Raw genomic sequence first — 23263 nt, forward strand, 5'->3', positions numbered from 1 at the left:
TGTCACCTAATTTCCTAGACCTAGACGTTCGCCCGCATAGGAACCGTCTTGTACGCGGCGCCACCACGTTTCATTGTTCAAATACCACTGCACCGTTTTGCGGATACCTGATTCGAAGGTTTCTTGTGGCGTCCACCCCAATTCGCGCTCAATTTTCGCGGCATCAATGGCATAACGCATATCGTGACCCGGTCTGTCTTTCACAAACGTGATTAAGTCACGGTAGTGCGCCACACCTTGTGGCTTCTGCGGATGCAGCTCTTCAAGCAGCTCACAAATCGTTTCTACAACGTCAATATTACGACGCTCATTATGACCACCAATATTATAGGTGGTGCCAGGTTGCGCTGTTGTCGCAACTAAATGCAGTGCTCGTGCATGGTCTTCAACAAACAGCCAGTCACGAATTTGCTCACCTTTCCCATAAACAGGCAGAGGCTTACCCGCTAAAGCATTCAAAATAATTAAGGGGATCAATTTCTCTGGGAAATGATACGGCCCGTAGTTATTTGAACAATTGGTGATCATCGTCGGCAGACCATAGGTTCTTTGCCATGCACGAACCAAGTGATCGCTCGATGCTTTCGATGCGGAATAAGGGCTACTTGGCGCATAAGGCGTGGTTTCTGTGAAGAAACCATCAGGCCCCTCGAGGTCGCCATAAACTTCATCTGTCGAAATATGATGAAAACGGAAAACCGCTTTTTTCTCATCATTCAGTGCAGACCAGTAATGGCGCGCCGCCTCTAACAATGTGTAAGTTCCCACAATGTTGGTTTCGATAAATGCCGCAGGGCCATCAATTGAACGGTCAACATGGCTTTCTGCCGCTAAATGCATAACGGCATCGGGTTGGTATTTTTCAAAAACGGCATCTAATGCAGCTCTATCACAAATATTCACCTGCTCAAAAGCATAGCGCGGGTTATTCGCAACCGTTGCAAGGGACTCTAAGTTACCTGCATAGGTTAAGCAATCCAGAACCACTGCGCTGTCGTCAGTGTTTTCAATAATATGACGAACAACAGCAGAGCCGATAAACCCGGCGCCTCCAGTGATTAAAATGCGTTTCAACGCCATACTCCTTTTGTATCCACAACCCATTTTTGTGGGATCGCAGAGCCTTGGATGCCTTTGAACATATTGTGGTCAACTAACATTAAGATCACATCCGCTTCATTAACGGCTTTTTCAATCGAAACTAGCTCAGAAATGCCTTTTAAAGAGGTCGGTAATTCATCAATGTGTGGCTCAACCGCATACGTTTTACCTGGGTTCCAGTTCGCTACCATTTTGGTGATGTGCATTGCTGGGCTTTCACGTAAATCATCAATATTCGGTTTAAATGACAGGCCGAAACAGGCAATGGTCACTTCACTGGCTTTTTTACCGGTTTCCACTAAGCAATCAGCCACTGCTGCTTTCACTTGGTCAACAACCCAAATTGGTTTGCCATCATTGACTAAACGAGCGGTATGAATGAGGCGTGATTGTTTTGGATTTTGCGCAACGATAAACCATGGGTCAACCGCGATGCAGTGCCCACCAACACCTGGGCCTGGTTGCAAAATATTAACGCGTGGATGACGATTCGCGAGGCTGATTAACTCCCACACATTGATGTCTTGTTCCGCACAAATTAATGATAATTCATTCGCAAAAGCAATATTCACATCACGGAAGCTATTTTCCGTTAACTTACACATTTCCGCAGTTCTTGAGTTAGTAATTACACACTCACCTTCAAGGAAAATATTGTATAGCTCACTTGCACGCAGAGAGGATTTTGGCGTCATACCACCAACAACGCGGTCATTTTTAATTAATTCGACCATCACTTGGCCTGGTAACACACGCTCAGGGCAGTACGCTACATCGATATCGGCTTCTTCCCCTGCTTGATGAGGGAAGGTTAAATCAGGGCGAGCAGCTGCCATCCACTCTGCCATTTGCTCTGTTGTTCCTACTGGCGATGTAGACTCAAGGATGACTAAATCCCCTTTCTTCAGCACCGGAGCCACAGACTCAGCAGCAGCACGTACATACGCGAGGTCAGGTTCGTGCTCGCCTTTAAATGGCGTAGGCACAGCAATCAGATAAGCATCTGCAGATTGCGGCTTAGTAAAAGCTTTCAGATGGCCTTCTTCAACCGCCTTTTTGACCACGATATCCAGTTCTGGCTCCACGATGTGGATTTTACCCTGGTTAATAGTATCAACGGCATGTTGGTTAACATCGACACCAACCACTTGTTTTTTACGTGATGCAAAGGCTGCTGCTGTTGGTAAACCAATATAACCAAGGCCAATAACAGAAATAGTTTCAAAACTCATAATTTCACCTGATTACTTTTCAATGCTGCAAGAATACGCTGACATGCATGACCATCCCCATAAGGGGTTATGTGCGCGGCTCATTTCGTGATACTCCGCGTCATCTGTCAGTAACCGATTAACTTCTTTCACAATTTTTTGTGTATCTGTTCCCACAAGACGAACAGTACCTGCATCAACAGCTTCTGGTCGTTCTGTGGTATCTCTCATCACCAAAACAGGCTTACCGAGAGAAGGCGCTTCCTCTTGAATACCACCTGAGTCTGTTAGAATTAAATAAGCATGGTTCATCAAATAAACAAACGGTAGGTAATCTTGAGGGCTAATTAAAATAATATTATCAATATCATGCAGTATACGTTTAACAGGCTCACTCACATTTGGATTTAAGTGAACTGGATATACGACTTGCACATCGGGATGCGCTTGTGCAATTTCTGCTAAAGCGTGACAAATACGTTCAAAGCCACCACCAAAACTTTCTCGACGATGGCCCGTGACTAAAATCATTTTTTTATTTGGGTCGATAAATGGGTAATTTGCAGCCAATTTCTCCATCATATGCTGGTCGCTCATGACTTTATCACGTACCCACAATAACGCATCAATTACGCTATTACCGGTGACAAAAATATGGCTGTCAGGGATAGATTCTTTTAACAAATTTTGGCGTGAATTTTCAGTTGGCGCGAAGTGATACATCGCTAAATGACCAGCAATCTTACGGTTTGCCTCTTCAGGCCATGGCGAATACAGGTTTCCTGTACGTAATCCCGCTTCAACATGCCCTACTGGTATACGATGGTAAAATGCCGCAAGGCTAGTTGCCATCGTTGTAGCTGTGTCGCCATGAACAAGAACAACATCCGGTTGAAAATCAGCAAAAACGCTTTTCAACCCTTCAAGAATACGACAAGTGATATCAGTTAAATCTTGCCCTGGCTTCATAATATTGAGATCGTAATCTGGAATGATCTCAAACAGTTTCAGTACTTGATCTAGCATTTCACGATGCTGTGCCGTAACACAAACTTTAGCTTCAAAGTCTGTATCCTCAGCCAATGCATGAACCAGTGGTGCCATTTTAATAGCTTCAGGTCGTGTGCCGAATACAGTCAATACTTTCACAGTGACTCTCTTATATTTATCTTTCGCAGTGAGCTGCTTTGTATAATCTTAATAACTTTATATGCCACTGGAAAATTCGCCAGTGGCTTATCCCAAAATCAAGATGGGCGGCGGCGAGCAAGTACCACTCCGGCACCTACTAACATCCCTATGGCTCCCCATAGAACCATCATAAAGGCTCGACGAGGACTATCGCGTTTAACGGGCTCTTCAGGAGTACGTAAATAGCGATATGCTTGAAAATTATCTTGGAGGGTAGGCCCGACGCTCAATGTTGATAACATGGCAATATTTTGGTCGTAATCACTGTCGTGATCGGGGCCGGTTGCTTTCAATGTTTCAATTTGTGCTTGTAATAAAGGGGCACCTAGCATAAACATTTTTGAATCTGGGATTTCATCCACAGGTGTTGCGCTTTGGTTACGTACAATACCTTGTTTTTCTGCAACTTTTAATGCTTGTTCCAGTGCATTCAAACGTCGCTCATAAGCGGCCTTGGCCACCATATCTTCACGTTTAACTAATGCCTTCATGGATTGCATTTTCGTTGCCCAAGTGCCTTTAATTTCATCATTTAGATTCGTTGTGGCACGTTGGTTAGCAAACTGAGTGTATTGACGCAGCAACTGGTTCGCATCTGCGGAAGTTTCCGCCACTAACTTAATGCTATCGGTTAAATTTTTGACTTCATCTGCTGGCGTAAACTCAATATCATTGATGAGCTCATCCAATAATGCGGCATCTGCTTTAGGATCATTCTCTAAGCGCTGCTTATAGTAATCCGTATTTAGCCAAAATTGACGACGTGTATCATAAGAGCCAAGCTGCTTTGTGAATTCTTGATAAGCTTCTTTTGCAATTGTCGGTAATTGCCCTTCTTGCCCCGTAGTATTAATACGGGAATCGAGGTTGCGCAGAAATTGCTGCTGAGAATAGTAACTTCCCAGATTATTGACGGTTGGTAAATCCGTAATTGCTGTCGCACTCCACTTCGGCTGCATAAAATAGGACGCTCCCAAGGCAATTGCTGCAAAAATAACGGCAAATGCAACGATCCAAATTTTACCTTGCCACAGTGAGCGACATAAACCACGGATATCCAATTCCGGCTCTATTGGCGATTGATGCTGACTCGGTTGTGTTTCTGAGTTATTCACTGCACAGAACCTCTATTTTCGTTTTGTCGTTACCGTACTGCTCCTCTACGTGCTCTACGTCTCACTCGCTTAATAAAACGGGCGACTTTCCAAGCTCGTTTGATGCAGTAACCATACATCATAAATACAAGCAAAAATAATGCCAACATTACCCATTCAGGTACAAATGTTAAGTGTTCACCAATAATACCGACACATGCTAAAGCGGCCGCTGATAGTGTAATCAGTACAAATGCCCCTTTTGGTGTAAAACCAGAACGCATAATTAAATGATGAATGTGCTGGCGATCGGGTGAAAATGGGCTCATCCCTTTACGAATTCTGCGATACATAATGGCAACCATGTCCATTAGTGGGATCGCAATAATCCATAAAGCGGTAACTGGGTTAATCGGATGTACTTCTTCTTGGGTCGAAGCCACAAGGATCCAAATAATAGTAAACCCAATCAGCGTACTTCCCGCATCTCCCATGAAAACTTTAAAACGACGGCCTAGCACACCTAAATTCAGAAGAATATAAGGAAGGATAGCTGCAATAAAGGCAAAACACCAAAATGCTAACGCATAGTTACCGTTTTGATAAAGCAAAAAGCCGAGAGCGCCAAAAGAAACAGAAGATAAGCCACCGAGTAACCCATCAATGCCATCAACCATGTTAAAAGCATTAATTGCTGCCCATACTGCAAATAGGGTAACGATATAACCGAATGGACCCAGTACCAGTTCCCATGGGCCAAAGGCATGACCGAGTGAATCAAGTTTCAACCCTGCCGCTGTCATCATAACAACCGCAACGATCGCTTGAATACCAGCCCTTAGTTTCACACTGATGTCAAACCTATCATCTAATGCGCCAATAAAGACTAATAACCCTGCACAAGCGATATATAGCCACTTATGAGGGATATATTCTCCGGTAATATAAAACGCAAAACAGATCCCAAAGAAAACGGAAATTCCCCCAACAAGAGGAACTAATCCTACGTGTTTCTTTCTGAAATTAGGTTTATCAACTAACCCGATTTTTATTGCAACAACTCGAGCCAGAAAAATAAAAACTAATGAAAACAAGAAAACGTAGAAGAGATTGGTTACAAAGTGTATGGTGTCCACTGTTTGACTCTCTTAATCTTTATATTTAACTTTCAAAACTAATTTTTTAGCGAATGCAGATAAACCAGCATACGCCAATGCATTATCATCTTGGTACTAAAATTCGCTATAAGACGAATCTTTATTCATAAAGAGATTCCTGTAACATTATTAGTTTTTACACTTTATTAGTGTGTTTGATTTAATAACGAAACATCCAGTAATTTTATACTGAATAGCTGCAATATGCATGCCATAAAAGCAATACTCTAAAGTTGAGTTAATCGATTGATGTTTAAATAGGCGCTTGATGATTAAATAATAAAGTGGCGAAAATAAATTTAATGCTAATCACAAAATAAATATCTCCATAAATTTGTCTTTTAATTCAATCAATTAAAGAATGTTCGTTAGTATTTCCTATCGTTTATTATTAATTTTTTAATAAAAACTCCATCTGCTACCCAATGCTATTTATAAATGAACCAAATAAAACATGTTCTTAATTTATTGAAAATAAATCAGTAAAATATTAAACCTGCTTAATATGGTAGGCTTTAATTTTTATACACCACTATCGAGTATGAAAACAAAAAAAAGGTGCCATAACAGGCACCTTTTTTATAATACGTAGAGAACCTTAACGGTTACGCTCTTTTCATAAAATCAAAGAACTCTTCGTTGGTTTTTGTCATCGCTAACTTACTGATGAGGAACTCCATCGCATCGATTTCGCCCATTGGGTGAATAATCTTACGTAGGATCCACATTTTTTGTAACTCATCTTGCGATGTAAGTAACTCTTCTTTACGCGTACCTGAACGGTTGTAGTCTATTGCAGGGAAAACACGTTTTTCTGCAATCTTACGAGATAGGTGCAGTTCCATGTTACCTGTACCTTTAAACTCTTCGTAAATAACTTCATCCATCTTAGAACCGGTATCAACCAGTGCAGTTGCAATGATTGTCAGGCTTCCACCTTCTTCAACATTACGAGCAGCACCGAAGAAACGTTTTGGACGGTGTAATGCGTTAGCATCCACACCACCGGTTAATACTTTCCCAGAGGAAGGTACAACCGTGTTATATGCACGAGCCAGACGCGTAATAGAGTCGAGTAAAATGATAACGTCTTTTTTATGTTCAACTAGACGTTTCGCTTTTTCAATCACCATTTCAGCGACTTGGACGTGACGTGCTGCAGGCTCATCGAAAGTTGAAGCAATAACTTCACCTTTAACCAAACGCTGCATTTCTGTCACTTCCTCAGGACGTTCATCGATCAACAGAACCATCAGAACGCAATCAGGGTAATTGTGTGCAATATTCGCTGCAATATTTTGCAGTAACATTGTTTTACCGGCTTTCGGTGGAGCCACAATCAGACCACGTTGACCACGACCGATTGGAGCCGCTAAGTCTAGTACACGAGCAGTTAAATCTTCAGTTGAACCATTACCACGTTCCATGCGCAGACGACGGTTTGCATGTAATGGAGTGAGGTTTTCGAAAAGAATTTTACTGCGGGCATTTTCAGGTTTGTCGTAATTAACTTCGTTGACTTTCAGGAGGGCAAAATAACGTTCACCTTCTTTAGGAGGACGAATTTTTCCTGAAATTGTGTCACCTGTACGTAGGTTAAAACGGCGGATTTGGCTAGGAGAAACGTAGATATCATCAGGACCTGCGAGGTAAGAACTGTCTGCTGAACGGAGGAAACCAAATCCATCCTGCAATATTTCCAGTACGCCATCGCCGAAAATATCTTCGCCACTTTTCGCATGCTGCTTCAAAATAGAGAAAATAATATCCTGCTTTCTCATACGGGCTAAGTTCTCTAGCCCCATGTTTTCGCCTAACGTAATCAATTCTGATACTGGCGTATTTTTTAATTCGGTAAGATTCATAATGGTGGGTTCTTTAACTCGGGGTAATTCTCGAACTATGAACGTAAATTGACGGCAGCTTACTATTAAGTGCCAGTTTAACTTTATACTGCCCTGTTGCTCACTAATTTTTACCAAAAGCAAACAACAATGCAAAAAAATCTTGTGCTAGCCATTACTAAGATTGCTCTAACATTTGACTGCAACTCATCTTGATGATGTGTGACATATTATTAGAAACACACACAATATTAGCAATAGTTTTTTGTACATTTAGGACAACATCCATCCCAATATCGCAAATTTAATGTCAGATTAGCATTAAAAAACACATAATTGCTAAAGACTAACCTTGTCCCACTTCGTTTTTATATCCCTATGATATAAAAATATTGAATTTCATTGCGTTCGCTTATGCGCTATCTTTAATTCATATGAGAGATGCATTGAAACCGAAGATATTGAATACTGCTATAACTCAATGTCTAAACTTTCCAATTTCATATTTAAAATCATTACGCCATCAGTTTTTTGATCAATAACAATCATCACAATACTGAACTAACAAGCTAGATATGTAAGATAAGAGCAATGGAATACAAGGTAATTCATATGGGTGCTATACGAGGAATGACGATAACTTATCATGCTTAAGTGAAGACGTCTAGCGGCTCTCTAGATAAAATAGATATACCGCTAAACGTTTTAGCTTACATATAACGATAACTTACAGATTTTCGTCTAAAAATTCTTTCAGTTGCGTTTTTGATAATGCCCCAACTTTCGTTGCTGCGACTTCACCATTTTTGAATAAAAGCAAGGTCGGGATACCACGAATTCCATATTTTGGAGCGGTAGCAGGGTTTTCATCAATATTCAGTTTTGCGATGGTCAGTTTGCCTGTATATTCTTCAGCAACTTCATCAAGAATAGGCGCGATCATTTTACAAGGACCACACCATGCAGCCCAAAAATCGACTAGAACAGGTGAACTTGCGTTCAGAACTTCAGTTGCAAAACTTGCATCAGTTATATGTATAATTTTATCGCTCATGTTGTACTCCAAAGGATCATCTTTTGCAGACTTAGTGTAACATTATTGGCAGCAGTATGCTTTATTTCAAAAGATACACTTTCGTAAACCAACCGTTAACTGATATTCTAACATACTATGAGTAAAGCACACTTGACAGAAAAGAAGTTTTCCGACTTCGCATTGCACCCTAAAGTCATTGAAGCTCTGAATAAAAAAGGCTTCAATTTTTGCACGCCTATACAGGCGTCCACCTTGCCTTTTACTGTCGAAGGCAAAGACGTGGCGGGTCAAGCGCAAACTGGTACAGGTAAAACGTTAGCTTTTTTAACGTCTACATTCCATTATTTATTAACTCACCCCGCTATTGAGGGTAAAAAAGCGAATCAGCCTCGTGCGCTGATTATGGCACCGACACGCGAACTCGCGGTACAAATTTATTCGGATGCGAAAGAGCTAGCTGAGTACACTGGCCTGAAAATGGGGCTAGCTTACGGTGGTGACGGCTATGATGAGCAGCTTAAGGTTTTACAAAACGGTGTTGATATCCTTATTGGTACAACAGGCCGTTTAATCGACTACGCGAAACAAGGCCATGTCGACTTAAGTGCGGTTCAAGTTGTGGTACTTGATGAAGCCGACCGCATGTATGATCTTGGTTTTATTAAAGATATTCGCTGGATTTTCCGTCGTATGCCAGGTGCTGCAGAAAGGCTTAATTTGCTGTTTTCTGCAACTTTATCTTACCGAGTAAGAGAATTAGCTTTCGAGCAAATGAATAACCCTGAATATGTTGAGGTCGAACCTTTACAAAAAACAGGTCATCGTATCAAAGAAGAGTTATTTTACCCTTCTAATGAAGAAAAAATGCGCTTACTCCAAACGCTTCTTGAAGAAGAGTGGCCAGAGCGTTGTATTATTTTCGCCAATACAAAACACCGTTGTGATGATATTTGGGCGCATTTAGCTGCTGATGGTCATCGTGTAGGTTTGTTGACCGGCGATGTCGCACAGAAAAAGCGACTGCGTATATTAGAGCAATTCACACAAGGCCATTTAGATATTTTAGTGGCAACTGATGTTGCAGCTCGTGGTTTACATATTCCATCAGTTACTCATGTATTTAATTACGACTTACCTGATGACTGTGAAGATTACGTACACCGTATTGGTCGTACTGGTCGTGCTGGTGAAAGCGGAAACTCAATTAGCTTAGCCTGTGAAGAATATTCACTTAACCTGCCTGCTATTGAAGAATATATTCAACACTCAATCCCTGTTAGTAAGTATAACAGTGATGCATTATTGAGCGATTTACCGGCACCAAAACGCCGCCATCGCCCACGCCCTGGAGGCCAGCGCCGTAATTCGAATTCGCAGCGTCGCCACAATGGCCCACGAAACAACCATAAACGTCCAGGCTGAGTAAAAACGATATGCTGAAATCTTCTTCTCTTTATGCCGCCATCGATTTAGGCTCAAACAGTTTTCATATGCTAGTCGTACGTGAAACTGCTGGTAGCATTCAGGTGATCTCTAGGGTTAAACGCAAAGTTCGTCTTGCTGCAGGGTTAGATAACAACAACCTGCTTTCTAAGCAAGCAATGGAGCGAGGCTGGCAATGTTTACGCCTGTTTTCGGAGCACTTACAAGATATTCCGAATACACAAATTCGTGTTGTCGCGACTGCGACTTTGCGTTTAGCTAAAAATGCCGATGTTTTCATCGAAAAAGCCAGTCAAATTTTAGGAAACCCTGTAAAAGTTATTCAAGGGGAAGAAGAAGCTCGCTTAATTTATCAAGGTGTTGCACATACAACTGGTGGGCCAGATCAACGCTTAGTGGTTGATATTGGTGGGGGAAGTACTGAACTTGTTACAGGTACTGGCGCAAAAGCGGAGCAACTCTATAGTCTTGAAATGGGTTGTGTGACTTGGCTTGAACGCTACTTTGGCGATAGAAGTTTAACCGAAGAAAACTTCTCAGCGGCTCAAGCCGCTGCACATAATGTCATCGCCCCTATTGCAGAGTCACTCAAGACACATGGGTGGAAAATATGTGTTGGAGCATCCGGTACTGTACAAGCCATTCAGGAAATCATGATTGCCCAAGGCATGGATGAACTGATCACCCTTTCTAAGTTACAACAGCTTAAGCGCAAAGCCATTCAATGCCAAAAACTTGAAGAGCTTGAAATTGACGGCTTAACCTTCGAACGTGCCCTTGTTTTTCCAAGCGGCTTGTCTATTTTGATTGCTATCTTTGAAGCATTAGACATTGATAACATGACACTTGCTGGCGGAGCACTTCGTGAAGGGCTTGTCTATGGTATGTTACAGCTTCCTATTGAGCAGGATATTCGCGCTCGTACCGTTCGCAATATTCAACGGCGCTTCCAAGTCGATATCGAACAAGCTGGCCGAGTCCGTCAACTTGCAGAATATTTTTATTTACAAGTCGCGAAAGATTGGGGCTTAGATACACGCTGTCGTGATTTACTATCGAGTGCATGCGCCTTACATGAAATCGGCTTGAGTGTCGATTTCCGTAAAGGCCCCGAGCACGCGAGCTACCTCATAACACACCTTGATTTACCTGGCTTCACTCCAGCTCAAAAACGGTTACTTGCTGCATTATTGAAAAATCAGCAAGGCCCTATCGATTTAACACCATTAAGCCAACAAAATGCGCTACCCATACAGCATGCATATGATTTATGTCGTTTACTCCGCCTCGCCATTATTTTTGCGAGCCGCAGACGGGATGATACCTTGCCTGCACTAAGACTTAATGTGAATGCACAAAGGTTAACCATTACACTGCCTTATCGTTGGTTATCTGCTCACCCTCTACGAGCGGAAAATTTACAGCAAGAAGTTCAATGGCAGGGCTATGTGAATTGGGTTTTAGAGTTGGAAGAACGTAATAGTTCAAATTGATAATATATTCCACACTAGACCTACTCTAGTGTGGAAATTCAATTAGTTGTGGTTACTCACTTTTTTTATTTAGCCCTAAGCGCGCTTTAATATCGGCTAAAGCTGATTGCCCTTTCTGCATACGCTCCTGCGCACTAACCACTTTACGCTGTTGCTCCCATTGTAAATCATCTTGTGGCAATTCAAGGAGAAAACGGCTTAATTCGGGACGGATCAATTCACCATATTGACGACGCTCACGACAATGAGAAAAGAATAACTCTCTTTGCGCTCTTGTGATCCCTACATAAGCTAAACGGCGTTCTTCATCAATATTATTTTCATCAATACTGCTTTGATGTGGCAGCAGCCCTTCTTCCATACCGACCAAAAAAACATAAGGAAATTCAAGGCCTTTAGACGCATGCAACGTCATGAGTTGAACTTGGTCTGATTCTTCATCATCCTCACCACGCTCCATCATATCGCGCAGCGTAAAGCGTGTAACCACTTGGCTCAATGTCATTGGGTCATTGAGATCATCACCTTCCACCATTTCACTCATCCATGTGAACAATTGGTTGACGTTTTTCATTCGCATTTCAGCAGCTTTAGTACTGGTCGACGTTTCATATAACCAGCTTTCATAATCCATTTCGCGCAGTAAATCACGCACCGCAATTAAAGGTTCGCGTTCCGACGTTCTAACAATACTGTCCATCCAATGAGTGAAACGCTGTAATGCTTCTAATCCTTTACCTTTTAAAATTTGTTCAAGCCCTAGATCAAAGCTGGCTTGATATAAGCTTTTCCCTCGTTGGTTTGCCCATTCCCCAAGTTTTTGGATAGTTTTGGGACCAATCTCTCGACGTGGAGTATTTACTATGCGTAAAAAAGCACTGTCATCTTCAGGGTTAGTTAATACTCGCAAATAGGCTAATAAGTCTTTAATTTCAGGGCGGGAGAAAAACGAAGTCCCCCCCGAAATGCGATACGGAATACGATTTTGCATCAACATTTTTTCAAAAATACGCGATTGATGGTTACCGCGATACAAAATGGCGTAATCTTTATATTCCGTCTTATTAATAAAATGATGTGCAATAAGCTCCCCAATCACTCTTTCGGCTTCATGGTCTTCATTGTTTGCCGTAAGAACCCGAAGTGGCGCTCCATATCCCAATTCAGAAAATAATTTTTTTTCAAATACATGAGGGTTATTGGCAATTAAAATATTTGCAGCCTTTAAAATTCGTTCAGATGAACGGTAATTTTGCTCAAGCTTAATGACATTTAACTTAGGGAAGTCCTGATTCAATAAAACCAAGTTTTGTGGCCTTGCGCCACGCCATGAATAGATTGACTGGTCGTCATCACCCACAACCGTAAACCTTGCTCGCTGCCCCACAAGCAATTTAACCAACTGATATTGGCTCGTATTGGTATCTTGATATTCATCCACCAGCAAGTAGCGAATTTTTTGCTGCCAGCGTTCACGAACTTCTTCATTTTGATATAACAACATGGTAGGTTTGCTGATTAAGTCATCAAAATCCAACACATTGCAACTTTTCAGATGAAGTTCATAGCGGCGATAACACTCGGCAAAGTGATGCTCTTTCTCACTCCGTGCTTGGCCTATAACTTGTTGTGGCGAGATAAGATCATTTTTCCAATTAGAGATCGCTGAGATCAATTGTTTGAGTAAGTCTTTATCTTCTTCTAGTAAGTCAAAAGTGAGTTCTTTCAACAATGCCATCTGGTCTTGGTCATCAAATAGCGAAAAGTTGGCTTTAATACCCAGCGCTTTATATTCACGCTTAATAATTTCCAAGCCTAATGTATGGAAGGTGGATATGATCAAACCACGCGCTTCTTTTTTACCCAAGGTTTGTGCCACGCGCTCTTTCATTTCCCGCGCCGCTTTATTGGTGAAAGTCACCGCTGCAATTTGCCGAGGCTGATAACCGCATTGGCGAATTAAATGCGCAATTTTATTGGTAATAACACGTGTTTTGCCTGACCCCGCCCCCGCCAATACAAGGCACGGGCCATCGACAAATTCAACTGCCTGCTGTTGGCTAGGATTCAATCGCATGGCTTATCTACATCACTCAGTTATTCAAAAAGGAATTCGCTACAGATTGTAGCAGAAACCGACCCAACTCTTGAGCAACGATCTTCTCTATTTATAAAAAACAAAAAACCACATCATCCATCCGAATAATGTGGTTTTGTTCTTTTTCTTTTATAACATCAATGCTTTTTTCTACACTATTGCAAGAGAAAACATGGTGATTATCCAAAGCATTTCGCGTTCTAGGTAGGAAGCAAATAAGATTATCCCAAGGAGCATACTAAAGTATGTGACTTGGGTAATCTTAAGAAGCTGACACCCCTAGAGCGTGAAAGGGGAAGGATAATGAGTTAGCCGACCGCAATCTTCTTCATATCCGTCATATAACCACGTAACGTCTTACCGATCTTCTCAATCGGATGGTTACGGATAGCTTCGTTGATATCACGTAACTGTGCATTATCAGTGCCATTATCGGCAACTGGTTTCGCTAAATCCCCTGCTTGTAACTTCGTCATGAAATCCTTCAGCATTGGCACAACTGCGAATGAGAACAGATAGTTACCATATTCTGCGGTATCAGAGATAACCACGTTCATTTCATATAAACGTTTACGAGCAATGGTGTTCGCAATCAGTGGTAATTCATGCAGTGATTCATAGTAAGCCGATTCTTCTAAGATACCCGCTTCTAACATCGTATCGAACGCTAATTCAACACCCGCTTTAACCATAGCAACTAACAAAACACCATGGTCGAAGTACTCTTGTTCCGCAATTTTCCCTTCATATTCAGGGTAATTTTCAAATGCTGTTTTGCCTGTCTCTTCACGCCATGTCAGCAAGTTTTTATCATCATTTGCCCAGTCTGCCATCATGGTTGCAGAAAATTCACCTGAAATGATGTCATCCATATGTTTTTGGAACAATGGCGCCATAATGGTTTTCAGTTGTTCAGATAATGCATAAGCACGAATTTTTGCAGGGTTAGACAAACGGTCCATCATCAGCGTGATACCGCCTTGTTTCAGTGCTTCGGTGATAGTTTCCCAGCCAAACTGAATTAATTTTCCTGCGTAGCCTGGCTCAACACCGTCTGCGACCATTTTGTCGTAACTCAGTAATGCCCCCGCTTGCAGCATTCCACACAGAATAGTTTGCTCGCCCATCAGGTCAGACTTAACTTCTGCAACAAATGAGGATTCCAAAACACCTGCACGGTGGCCACCAGTCGCTGCTGCCCACGCTTTGGCAATCGCCATCCCCTCACCTTTCGGGTCATTTTCTGGGTGTACTGCAATCAGCGTTGGAACACCAAAACCACGCTTGTATTCTTCACGAACTTCAGTACCTGGGCATTTTGGCGCTACCATCACAACAGTAATATCTTTACGAATTTCTTCGCCAACTTCAACAATGTTGAAGCCATGTGAATAACCCAGTGCTGCACCTTGTTTCATCATAGGCTGAACAGCGCGAACAACGGTTGAGTGCTGCTTGTCTGGCGTTAAGTTAATAACCAAATCAGCGGTAGGGATCAGTTCTTCATAAGTACCAACTTTGAAACCATTTTCTGTCGCTTTGCGCCATGAAGCACGTTTCTCTGCAATTGCTTCATCACGTAATGCATAAGCAATATCTAAACCTGAATCACGCATATTCAGGCCTTGGTTTAAACCTTGCGCTCCACAACCGACGATGACGATTTTTTTACCTTTCAGAAAACCTGCTTCATCTGCAAACTCTTCGCGCTGCATAAAACGGCACTTGCCTAATTGAGCTAACTGCTCACGCAAATTCAATGTGTTAAAATAATTCGCCATTGTCATACTCCATTGTTCTGTTGTGTTCGTTATGTCAGGCAATCTGCCTGTCGCTCATTTTTGAGCGTTTATGGATTTACTATATGCGATGTTTCGCATTGCTTAAATTGATATATTAACAATACAATGTTGCAATATCTGCAACGCCATTAATTATGTTAATTAGAGGGCAAAATGGACATTCGCGATCTCAAGCTTTTTTTGCATTTAGCACAAAGTTGCCACTTCGGGCGCACATCTAAAGCGATGCATGTCAGTCCTTCCACGTTGTCTCGGCAAATACAACGCCTCGAAGAGCAGCTTGGTCACCCACTATTTGTGCGAGATAACCGCTCAGTCAAATTGACCCAAGCAGGAGAACACCTTAAGCAATTTGCCCAACAAACATTATTGCAATATCAACAGCTGCAACATGCTCTCAACCAGCAAAGTCCATCGCTCAGTGGGGAACTACATCTTTTTTGCTCAGTTACAGCAGCTTATAGTCATTTACCCGAAGTTTTAGATAAATTCCGTGCGCTACACCCATTAGTGGAAATTAAACTCACGACAGGGGACGCAGCGGATGCTGTCGAAAAAGTAGAAACTCATGAAGCTGATCTTGGCATCGCTGGGAAACCCGAGCGCTTACCTGATAACGTCCGTTTTGCAAAAATCGGCGAAATCCCTCTCGTTTTGATTGCGCCATCACTACCCTGTGCTGTACGAAGCATGGTAACAGAAGCGGAACCTGATTGGTCTACCGTCCCCTTTATCCTGCCTGAGCACGGCCCATCTCGTAAACGTATCGAACTCTGGTTCCGTCGCCATAATATCAATAACCCTGTCATTTATGCGACGGTATCAGGCCATGAGGCAATTGTGTCAATGGTGGCTTTGGGATGCGGTATTGCCTTGATTCCTAGTGTGGTCGTTGATAACAGCCCAGAACCCGTACGCAGCCGTATTTCACAGCTCGATAATATTTCAATGGTAGAACCTTTTGAACTCGGCGTTTGCCTATTAAGCAAACGCCTGAGTGAACCATTAATTAAAGCGTTTTGGGAATTACTCCCAGACAACTCAATCTAAGGTTCTTTGGCTATCTTGCGGCGCTAAGAAAAAACGGAAAGACGGGTTTCCTGTTTCATCATGATATTCATAACCTAACGCATCAAGATGCCTATCAAAACGTACTTCTGGCCCAGCCAGTTCAAACGCCGCCAGCACTCGCCCATAATCTGTACCATGGCTGCGATAATGAAATAACGTAATATTCCAATGAGTCCCAAGTGTCTCTAAGAATCTCAGTAATGCACCTGGAGACTCTGGAAATTCAAAGCTATACAATCTTTCATCTAATGGCTTTGATGGGCGACCACCAATCATATAACGCACATGAAGTTTTGCCATTTCATCATCTGATAAATCATTGACTTCATAGCCGTTACTTCTAAGTTCTTGGATAATCTCCGAGCGCTCGCCATCACGGCCACTTAAACGCACCCCAACAAAAATACAAGCACGGTCAGGATCGGCATCCGTATATCGATAGTTAAACTCCGTAATGGCTCGATGGCCTAGTAACTGGCAAAAACGTAAGAAACTCCCTTTTTGCTCAGGAATGGTCACTGCCAGCAAAGCTTCTCGTTGTTCACCAATTTCACAGCGCTCAGAAACATAACGCAGCCCGTGGAAATTCATATTCGCACCGGACAAAATATGTGCTAAACGTTCGCCTTTGATGTTGTGCTGCTGTACATATTTTTTCAATCCAGCCAATGCCAAAGCGCCTGAAGGCTCTGCTATCGCGCGAACATCTTCAAAAATATCTTTCAATGCTGCACAAATGGAATCACTATCAACAGTGATAACATCATCAACATATTGCTGGCACAATCTGAAGGTTTCATCGCCAATACGTTTGACTGCCACACCTTCTGCGAACAAGCCAACACGCGGTAAATCAACAGGGTGCCCAGCCTCCAATGCCGCTTTTAGACAGGCGGCATCTTCAGACTCCACACCAATAATTTTAATCTCTGGCATTAACTGCTTAATAATCACAGCGACGCCCGCAATTAACCCACCGCCACCTACTGGGATAAAAATTCGGTCTAAATGAACATCTTGTTGCAGTAGTTCCAGTGCTATCGTAGCTTGGCCTGCAATGACTGAAGGGTGATCAAAAGGTGGAACGAAGGTGTAGCCATCCTCTTCTGCCATTGTAATGGCTTTCGCTTTCGCTTCATCAAAATTAGCGCCATGTAAAATAGCTTCGCCACCGAAGCTTCGTACTGCATCCACTTTGATATCTGCTGTTGCGACTGGCATGACGATTTTTGCTTTCACACCCACACGGTTTGCCGATAATGCAACGCCTTGAGCGTGGTTCCCTGCAGAAGCGGTCACCACACCTTTGCTTTTTTGCTCTTCGGTTAAACTCGCAATCATGGCGTAAGCACCACGGAGCTTAAAGCTATGTACAGGCTGCCTATCTTCGCGCTTTACTAAAATGGTATTGCCCAAGCGTGAAGATATTTTATCCATCTGTTGAAGAGGTGTTACTTGTGCAGCTTCATAAACCGGCGCACTTAGCGCCGCTTTTAAGTAATCTGCTCCGGTTGGGGCAGCCGGTAATGGTTTTGCTGCAGCCACAATTAGCCCCCTAATTTCGACTTGTCACGAACAGCACCTTTGTCTGCGCTCGTCGCCAAAGAAGCGTAAGCACGCAGAGCAAAAGAAACCTCACGCTGGCGATTACGCGGGGTGTAAGCTTTATCGCCTCGAGCTAATTCAGCTTCACGGCGTTGATTCAATTCGCTTTCACTCACATCCAGCACCATCGTTCTTTTTGGAATATCAATATCAATAATATCGCCATCTTGAACTAATGCTAATAAGCCACCACTCGCTGCTTCTGGCGAAATATGACCGATAGAAAGGCCAGAACTACCGCCCGAAAAACGGCCATCCGTTATTAATGCGCAGCTTTTCCCTAATCCCATTGATTTGAGGTATGAAGTTGGATAAAGCATTTCTTGCATGCCTGGACCACCTTTTGGCCCTTCATAGCGAATAACAACCACATCTCCTTCAACGACTTTGCCACCCAGAATGGCTTCTACTGCGTCATCTTGGCTTTCAAACACTTTGGCTGGGCCACGGAATGTTAAGCTGCCTTCATCAACTCCAGCGGTTTTAACAATACAGCCATCTTCTGCAATATTTCCAGACAGGACAGCCAGCCCTCCATCCAAACTATACGCATGCTCAATACTACGGATACACCCATTCTCACGGTCAGTATCCAATGACGGCCAGCGGCAATTCTGTGAAAAGGCTTTTGTCGTACGGATCCCAGCAGGGCCCGCGGAAAACATCGATTTAACAGACTCGTCCTTCGTTAACATCACATCATATTGCGCTAATGTTTCTTGGAAACTTAGCCCTAAAATATTAGTTACGTTTTCTTGCAACAAACCTGCACGGCTCAGTTCACCTAAAATACCAATAACACCACCAGCACGGTGAACATCTTCCATATGGTATTTTTGTGTACTCGGTGCAACCTTACACAAATGCGGAACTTTACGTGATAAACGGTCGATATCATCCATGGTGAAATCAATTTCGGCTTCCTGAGCCGCCGCAAGCAAATGCAGAACTGTGTTAGTTGAACCACCCATCGCAATATCCAACGTCATCGCATTTTCAAATGCAGATTTATTGGCGATATTGCGTGGTAACGCACTTTCATCATCTTGTTCGTAATAGCGTTTAGTTAATTCAACAATGCGCTTACCTGCATTGATAAATAAAGTTTCGCGGTCTGCATGAGTCGCTAATAATGAGCCATTTCCTGGTTGAGATAACCCCAGTGCCTCAGTTAAGCAGTTCATTGAGTTTGCAGTAAACATTCCTGAGCAAGAGCCACACGTTGGGCATGCTGAACGTTCTATTTGCTCGCTATCTGCATCGCTCACATTTGGGTTCGCCCCTTGGATCATGGCATCAACTAAATCGAGCTTGATAATTTGATCTGAAAGCTTAGTTTTACCCGCTTCCATTGGGCCACCCGAAACAAAAATAACCGGAATGTTGAGGCGCAATGACGCCATTAACATGCCTGGCGTGATTTTATCGCAGTTTGAAATACACACCATGGCATCCGCACAGTGTGCGTTTACCATATATTCAACCGAGTCTGCAATTAATTCACGGGAAGGTAAGGAATACAACATTCCGCCATGTCCCATGGCAATCCCATCGTCAACTGCGATTGTATTAAACTCTTTCGCAACACCACCTGCATTTTCAATTTGCTCTGCAACTAATTTGCCTAAATCACGTAAATGTACGTGGCCTGGAACAAACTGTGTGAATGAGTTAACAACAGCAATAATGGGCTTTCCAAAATCAGCATCGGTCATGCCTGTTGCACGCCATAATGCACGAGCCCCAGCCATATTACGACCATGAGTTGTTGTTGCTGAACGGTACTTAGGCATATCTTTAACTCCCGTGTTTAAAACAGGCGGGGAACGTCCGCCTGTAACATCTATTTCAATTTAATTATTAAGGGTTTACTGGATCTAACCAGCCCCATTTATCTTCTGTTGTGCCATCAAATAAGCCAAAGAATGCTTGCTGAATTTGCTTGGTTACTGGGCCACAACGACCAATGCCGACTTGGATACCATCAACGCTACGTACTGGCGTAATTTCGGCAGCTGTGCCTGTCATAAAGACTTCATCAGCAAGATAAAGAGATTCGCGTGATAGTGTTTGCTCACGAACTTCAATACCCAAATCTTTTGCTAACGTTAAAATTGCATCACGTGTAATACCTGGTAATGCAGAGGATGTGAACGGAGGTGTATACAGGATGCCGTCTTTCACCTCAAAAATATTTTCCCCTGCACCTTCTGATAAATACCCATGAACATCTAATGCAATACCTTCTTGGTAACCATGACGACGAGCTTCGCTACCAACTAGCAAAGAAGATAAATAATTACCTCCTGCTTTCGCCCCTGTAGGGATAGTATTTGGCGCCACACGGTTCCAAGAAGACACCATCGCATCAATACCTTGGTCTAACGCTTCTTCACCTAAATACGCCCCCCATGGGAACGCCGCTAAAATAACATCGGTTTTGTAACCGTCTGGTGGGTTAACGCCCATACCAACATCACCAATAAACACTAATGGACGAATATACGCACTGACTAAGTTATTTTTACGCAAAGTTGCACGGCAAGCTTCCATTAACTCTTCAACGCTATAGCTGACAGGCATACGGTAAATTTTCGCTGAATCATGCAAACGTTGCATATGCTCACGGTGGCGGAAGACCACAGGACCTTTATGTGAGTCATAACAACGGACGCCTTCAAACACCGATGTACCATAGTGCAGAGCATGAGACATAACATGAACCTTTGCATCAGCCCATGGCGTCATTTCACCGTTAAACCAAATAAAGTCAGCTTTCTTAGTCATTTGTATATTCCTTACATTGCACTTTGTGTGCGTAATAGTCGTGATTCTTGTTGTAGTACTTCAACTTCTGTAATGTCTGAAAGCTTAGTTAACTGTGCACAAAGCTGAGTTAATGGCCTTTGACTACTTACAGTGAGTTCAATATTAACATTGTCGCCGTCTGTTGATTGCCCCATATTCATGGAATTAATACGAAATCCACGATGGCGAGTGACCCTTAATATACGCTCTAAAACCTCAGGACGGAAACGGGCCAATATCGAGATTTGATGTTGCATCATAATGGTTTCTCCATCATTTTTTCATTACTAGCCCCAGGTGGAACCAACGGCCAGACATTTTCTAGTTCATTAATTGATACCTGTAATAAATAGGCACCTTCGCTATTCAGCAATTCATCTAATGCAGCATTAACTTCTGACTTATCAGTAATTCGTTGGCCTTTGATACCAAACGCACTGGCTAATGCCACAAAATCAGGGTTATCCGTCAAAATCGTTTCACTATAACGCTGCTCAAAAAACAGTTCCTGCCATTGGCGAACCATGCCTAAGCGTTGGTTATCGATCAAAAGGATTTTTACAGGAAGTTGCTTACGTTTGATGGTTCCCAACTCTTGGACATTCATCATAAATGACCCATCCCCAGATACACAGACTACAGTATCCTCAGGCCTAGCAACCTGTGCACCAATTGCCGCAGGGATACCAAACCCCATGGTGCCAAGCCCACTAGAGGTTAAGAAATTTTCAGGGCCATCAACGGTGATATGCTGTGCTGACCACATTTGGTGTTGCCCTACATCGGTGGTCACAACCGTATTTGGTTTCATTTTATCCGACAGCTGTTTCAATAACAGTGGCGCATAAATAGGTTCACCAGGATGGTCATAACGCCAACCAAACTCTTTTTTAAGTTGCTGAACTTCCTGCTGCCAAGGTTCAATTGATTTTTTAAGCATTAATTCAGGGAGTAATACTTTTGCATCACCATGTAGCGCAACATGTGTTTGACGTAATTTGTCTAATTCTACGTGGTCTATATCGATATGAATCACTTTGGCGTTCGGTGCAAAAGTATTCAACTTACCTGTTACCCTATCATCAAAACGAGCACCAACAGCGATGAGTAAGTCACAGCGTTGCACTGAAATATTGGCTGCTTTAGTACCATGCATACCTAACATGCCTAAATAGTTTTCATCTAAAGGGCTCACGGCACCAAGCCCTTTTAACGTTGCAACTGAAGGAACACCTGTAAACTCAATAAATTCACGTAATTCTTTAACGGCACCAGACATTCCAACACCGCCACCAACGTACAACATAGGCTTTTCTGATTGTTCTAATAGCATTCTTGCCTGTTGTATTTCAGATAAAGGTGAAGTGACTTCTTGCTCTACCGGCATTAAAAATGGAGACAACTCAGCTTGTTGTAGCTGAATATCTTTCGGAATATCAATCAGTACAGGACCAGGACGCCCACTATTTGCGATTGCGAAAGCCTCAGCAAGAATGCGAGGTAAATCCTCGATATCTTCAACCAAAAAACTGTGCTTAGTACAAGCTAAGGACAACCCTAAAACATCGATTTCTTGAAAGGCATCGGTTCCAATAAACTCAGAAGCAACCTGCCCAGTAATGGCGACAACAGGAACGGAATCTAACAATGCATCAGCCAATCCCGTGATAACATTTGTTGCGCCAGGACCCGATGTTGCGATACATACCCCTGTTTTCCCTGTTGAACGTGCATATCCAATCGCAGCAATTACAGCCCCTTGCTCATGTCGACACAACAAATGCTCAACTCCGCCATCATACAATGCGTCATAAACTGGCATAATTGCGCCACCAGGATACCCAAATACGGTATCAACTCCCTGTGTTCGCAATGCTTGAACTAACCATTGTGCTCCGTTCATGCTTTATCTCCTGTCCGTCTACTTTATCTATTTGTATTTGTTATGTTTTATTTAGTGTGTTTGCATTCATCAACATTTATGTCAAAAAAAACCCCGCGCCTTTCGGTGCGGGGTTCTCGTGAGATCTGGCTGTTATTTTAGCCTTCGTCGTCCAAGTGCAGCCCCGCACGGTGGGATAATAATCACCACCACGCTAATAATAATTAGGCTAACTGCTTGGATAAATGCGTTCATGAGTTTTACTTTTTCAATATTCTTAATTATCTATTATTTAGAGTTATCATTTTAAAATCGTTTTGACAACTTTTATTTAATTTATTTATTTTCAAAACATTAAATTATTTAAAAATCATATCGTTATCAACAAATTAGCATTATAAACTGCTTAAACTACCGTTTCTCAGTA

The 23263-nt window shown here is 42.6% G+C and carries 17 protein-coding genes and 1 pseudogene; 3 read left to right on the forward strand and 15 right to left on the reverse strand.

All coding sequences use genetic code 11. The features are described 5' to 3' along the window. Positions 1 to 6: 6 nt before the first annotated feature. The 7 genes and pseudogenes from rffG to trxA all read right to left on the reverse strand — a co-directional run bounded on the left by rffG (position 7) and on the right by trxA (position 8652). The gene (gene rffG, locus FVA72_RS20350; RefSeq protein WP_175427134.1) at positions 7 to 1080 is read right to left on the reverse strand and encodes a dTDP-glucose 4,6-dehydratase; all 1074 of its coding nucleotides are present in this window, start codon (positions 1078 to 1080) and stop codon (positions 7 to 9) included. Beyond that, positions 1071 to 2333, reverse strand: coding sequence for a UDP-N-acetyl-D-mannosamine dehydrogenase (gene wecC, locus FVA72_RS20355; RefSeq protein ID WP_110591027.1), 1263 nt, complete (start codon positions 2331 to 2333; stop codon positions 1071 to 1073). Before wecC ends, rffG begins: the two co-directional genes overlap by 10 nt. Beyond that, a pseudogene (wecB, locus tag FVA72_RS20360) lies at positions 2330 to 3461 on the reverse strand (non-hydrolyzing UDP-N-acetylglucosamine 2-epimerase). The gene wecC and the pseudogene wecB overlap by 4 nt, the downstream one beginning before the upstream one ends. Positions 3462 to 3559: 98 nt before the next feature. Beyond that, positions 3560 to 4618: an ECA polysaccharide chain length modulation protein gene (gene wzzE / locus FVA72_RS20365; protein ID WP_004906105.1), complete on the reverse strand. Its 1059-nt coding sequence runs from the start codon at positions 4616 to 4618 to the stop codon at positions 3560 to 3562. A 29-nt stretch (positions 4619 to 4647) separates the two neighbouring features. Continuing rightward, positions 4648 to 5733 carry a UDP-N-acetylglucosamine--undecaprenyl-phosphate N-acetylglucosaminephosphotransferase gene (gene wecA / locus FVA72_RS20370; protein ID WP_004906107.1) on the reverse strand — a complete coding sequence of 362 codons (1086 nt, stop codon included), beginning with the start codon at positions 5731 to 5733 and terminating at the stop codon, positions 4648 to 4650. Between the two features lie 626 nt (positions 5734 to 6359). Continuing rightward, positions 6360 to 7619 (reverse strand): transcription termination factor Rho, encoded by a 1260-nt coding sequence (gene rho, locus FVA72_RS20375; protein ID WP_004906109.1) that lies wholly within the window; start codon positions 7617 to 7619, stop codon positions 6360 to 6362. 706 nt (positions 7620 to 8325) lie between these two features. Then, on the reverse strand, positions 8326 to 8652 hold the full coding sequence (gene trxA, locus FVA72_RS20380) for a thioredoxin TrxA (RefSeq protein ID WP_004906112.1): 327 nt from the start codon (positions 8650 to 8652) through the stop codon (positions 8326 to 8328). Between the two features lie 117 nt (positions 8653 to 8769). Here trxA and rhlB point away from each other — a divergent pair, with 117 nt between their 5' ends. Together rhlB and gppA are read left to right on the forward strand one after the other, a co-directional pair. Next, entirely contained in the window at positions 8770 to 10056 is a 1287-nt protein-coding gene (gene rhlB, locus FVA72_RS20385; protein ID WP_004906115.1) for an ATP-dependent RNA helicase RhlB, read from the forward strand. Positions 10057 to 10067: 11 nt separating this feature from the next. Continuing rightward, positions 10068 to 11570: a guanosine-5'-triphosphate,3'-diphosphate diphosphatase gene (gppA, locus tag FVA72_RS20390; RefSeq protein WP_110591026.1), complete on the forward strand. Its 1503-nt coding sequence runs from the start codon at positions 10068 to 10070 to the stop codon at positions 11568 to 11570. A 52-nt stretch (positions 11571 to 11622) separates the two neighbouring features. Here gppA and rep read toward each other — a convergent pair whose 3' ends face one another. Together rep and ilvC are read right to left on the reverse strand one after the other, a co-directional pair. Continuing rightward, positions 11623 to 13647 (reverse strand): DNA helicase Rep, encoded by a 2025-nt coding sequence (rep, locus tag FVA72_RS20395; RefSeq protein WP_094962448.1) that lies wholly within the window; start codon positions 13645 to 13647, stop codon positions 11623 to 11625. A 329-nt stretch (positions 13648 to 13976) separates the two neighbouring features. Beyond that, on the reverse strand, positions 13977 to 15449 hold the full coding sequence (gene ilvC / locus FVA72_RS20400; RefSeq protein ID WP_036958818.1) for a ketol-acid reductoisomerase: 1473 nt from the start codon (positions 15447 to 15449) through the stop codon (positions 13977 to 13979). A 174-nt stretch (positions 15450 to 15623) separates the two neighbouring features. Here ilvC and ilvY point away from each other — a divergent pair, with 174 nt between their 5' ends. Beyond that, a complete protein-coding gene (gene ilvY, locus FVA72_RS20405; protein ID WP_004906122.1) occupies positions 15624 to 16520 on the forward strand; it encodes an HTH-type transcriptional activator IlvY in 897 nt (298 codons plus the stop codon). Here ilvY and ilvA read toward each other — a convergent pair. The 6 genes from ilvA to ilvL form a co-directional block, all read right to left on the reverse strand. Continuing rightward, complete coding sequence (ilvA, locus tag FVA72_RS20410; protein WP_094962447.1) at positions 16512 to 18086, reverse strand: threonine ammonia-lyase, biosynthetic; 1575 nt, start codon at positions 18084 to 18086, stop codon at positions 16512 to 16514. The two genes, ilvY and ilvA, sit on opposite strands and share 9 nt — an antisense overlap. A 2-nt stretch (positions 18087 to 18088) precedes the next feature. Continuing rightward, positions 18089 to 19939 carry a dihydroxy-acid dehydratase gene (ilvD, locus tag FVA72_RS20415; protein ID WP_094962446.1) on the reverse strand — a complete coding sequence of 617 codons (1851 nt, stop codon included), beginning with the start codon at positions 19937 to 19939 and terminating at the stop codon, positions 18089 to 18091. A 67-nt stretch (positions 19940 to 20006) separates the two neighbouring features. After that, complete coding sequence (locus tag FVA72_RS20420) at positions 20007 to 20933, reverse strand: branched-chain amino acid transaminase (RefSeq protein WP_004906127.1); 927 nt, start codon at positions 20931 to 20933, stop codon at positions 20007 to 20009. A gap of 11 nt (positions 20934 to 20944) precedes the next feature. Beyond that, positions 20945 to 21214: an acetolactate synthase 2 small subunit gene (gene ilvM, locus FVA72_RS20425; RefSeq protein ID WP_004906129.1), complete on the reverse strand. Its 270-nt coding sequence runs from the start codon at positions 21212 to 21214 to the stop codon at positions 20945 to 20947. Further along, positions 21211 to 22857, reverse strand: a complete 1647-nt coding sequence (gene ilvG, locus FVA72_RS20430; RefSeq protein WP_110591025.1) for an acetolactate synthase 2 catalytic subunit — start codon at positions 22855 to 22857, stop codon at positions 21211 to 21213. The genes ilvM and ilvG overlap by 4 nt, the downstream gene beginning before the upstream one ends. Positions 22858 to 22989: 132 nt before the next feature. Then, the gene (gene ilvL / locus FVA72_RS20435) at positions 22990 to 23091 is read right to left on the reverse strand and encodes an ilv operon leader peptide (protein ID WP_071524553.1); all 102 of its coding nucleotides are present in this window, start codon (positions 23089 to 23091) and stop codon (positions 22990 to 22992) included. Between the last annotated feature and the right edge of the window lie 172 nt (positions 23092 to 23263).

The sequence above is a fragment of the Providencia sp. PROV061 genome (assembly GCF_011045655.1).
GTDB classification, from domain to species: Bacteria; Pseudomonadota; Gammaproteobacteria; order Enterobacterales; family Enterobacteriaceae; genus Providencia; species Providencia hangzhouensis.